This is a genomic window from Nocardiopsis lucentensis DSM 44048, assembly GCF_000341125.1.
GTDB classification, from domain to species: domain Bacteria; phylum Actinomycetota; class Actinomycetes; order Streptosporangiales; family Streptosporangiaceae; genus Nocardiopsis; species Nocardiopsis lucentensis.
In genome coordinates this window covers 1-1,441 of sequence record NZ_ANBC01000616.1, presented here as the reverse complement: position 1 = coordinate 1,441, position 1,441 = coordinate 1, and the positions used below count along the sequence as shown (strand labels likewise).

Here is a 1,441-nt window from a genome sequence, read left to right as displayed (position 1 = left end):
GCCCACCCGTCACCCTCCACCACCCTCAACGGACGCCTCCGGCGCAGCCCCATCCATAAGAACCCCGCCGACGCCCGAACGACGAGCCCCCTGGGGTGACCGGCCCGGGAAACGACATCCGACAGGTATGGGTCGCCCCCGGGGCGGGTGACCGGGATGGATACGCTTGGTGCCATGGGAACTCTGGTACTGCTGCGACACGGTGAGAGTGTCTGGAACGCGAAGGGCCTGTTCACCGGATGGGTGGATGTGGACCTGTCCGCCACGGGCGAGGACGAGGCCCGCCGCGGCGGGGAGCTGCTGAAGGCGGCCGGGATCACCCCGGACATCCTGCACACCTCCCTCCTCAAGCGCGCCATCCGCACCGCGAACCTCGCGTTGGAGACCGCCGACCTGCACTGGCTGCCGGTCCGGCGCACCTGGCGCCTCAACGAGCGCCACTACGGCGCCCTCCAGGGCAAGGACAAGGCGCAGACGCGCGACGAGTACGGCGACGAGCAGTTCATGGTCTGGCGCCGCTCCTACGACACCCCGCCGCCGCCGATCGCCGACGACGACCCCTACTCCCAGGCGGGTGACCAGCGCTACGCCGACCTCCCGCAGGAGCTGCTGCCGCGCACCGAGTGCCTCAAGGACGTCCTGGACCGCGCGCTGCCGTACTGGTACGACTCCATCGTCCCCGACCTGGCCGCGGGCAAGACCGTACTGGTCGCGGCACACGGCAACTCGCTGCGCGCGCTGGTCAAGCACCTGGACGGGATCAGCGACGCCGACATCGCCGGGCTGAACATCCCCACCGGGATCCCGCTGCGCTACGACCTCGACGAGCACTTCAAGCCCACCAACCCGGGCGGCACCTACCTGGACCCGGAGGCCGCCAAGGCCGCCATCCAGGCCGTGGCGAACCAGGGCAAGAAGTAGCCCCGGCTCCCGTTCGTTCCGTGCCCGTGCCACCGGCGGTGGCGCGGGCACCGTCATGTGCGGGGTCCGGCCCGGTCAGTAGACGAGCGCCTGGACGCCGTCTCCCAAGGTCTCCTCGACGAACGTGGGCGCGCCGGCGATGCGCACGCCCTCGATCAGGTCCTCCTGCTCCAGATTCCGCCGCGCGGCGCACTGCGTGCACACGGTGACCCGCCCCGCCGCCAGCACGGCGGCCAGGAGTTCGGCGAGGGGAGCGGCGTGCGGGAGTTCGAAGTCGTCCGCGCGTCCGGGGACGGCGAACCACGCCGACTCCCCCGTCAGCCACAGCGAGACCTCCACCCCACTGGCGAGGGCCGCCGCGGCGACCGTGAACGCCTGATTGCACCGCTCGGGGGCGTCGTCCCCCGCGGTGACCTTGATCACCATCGATCGAGCCATGGGCGCCAGCTTACTCAGATCCCGAAGGCGATCAGCACCACACCCGCCACGGTGCAGGCCACGAGGGCGACCGAGAAGCCGA

Annotated in this window: 2 protein-coding genes; one reads left to right on the top strand and one right to left on the bottom strand. The window is 71.1% G+C overall.

From position 1 onward, the window contains the following. Positions 1 to 174 precede the first annotated feature (174 nt). On the top strand, positions 175 to 921 hold the full coding sequence (locus tag D471_RS0122060; RefSeq protein WP_017600632.1) for a phosphoglyceromutase: 747 nt from the start codon (positions 175 to 177) through the stop codon (positions 919 to 921). 75 nt (positions 922 to 996) lie between these two features. Here the strand turns inward: D471_RS0122060 and D471_RS0122055 are convergent, their stop codons facing one another. Then, positions 997 to 1,359, bottom strand: coding sequence for a DsrE family protein (locus D471_RS0122055; RefSeq protein WP_026127969.1), 363 nt, complete (start codon positions 1,357 to 1,359; stop codon positions 997 to 999). Between the last annotated feature and the right edge of the window lie 82 nt (positions 1,360 to 1,441).

What these genes read in the sequence shown, in the direction of transcription:
- D471_RS0122060 (WP_017600632.1), top strand. Translation starts at nt 175, where the DNA reads ATGGGAACTCTGGTACTGCTGCGACACGGTGAGAGTGTCTGGAACGCG.
- D471_RS0122055 (WP_026127969.1), bottom strand. Translation starts at nt 1,359, where the DNA reads ATGGCTCGATCGATGGTGATCAAGGTCACCGCGGGGGACGACGCCCCC.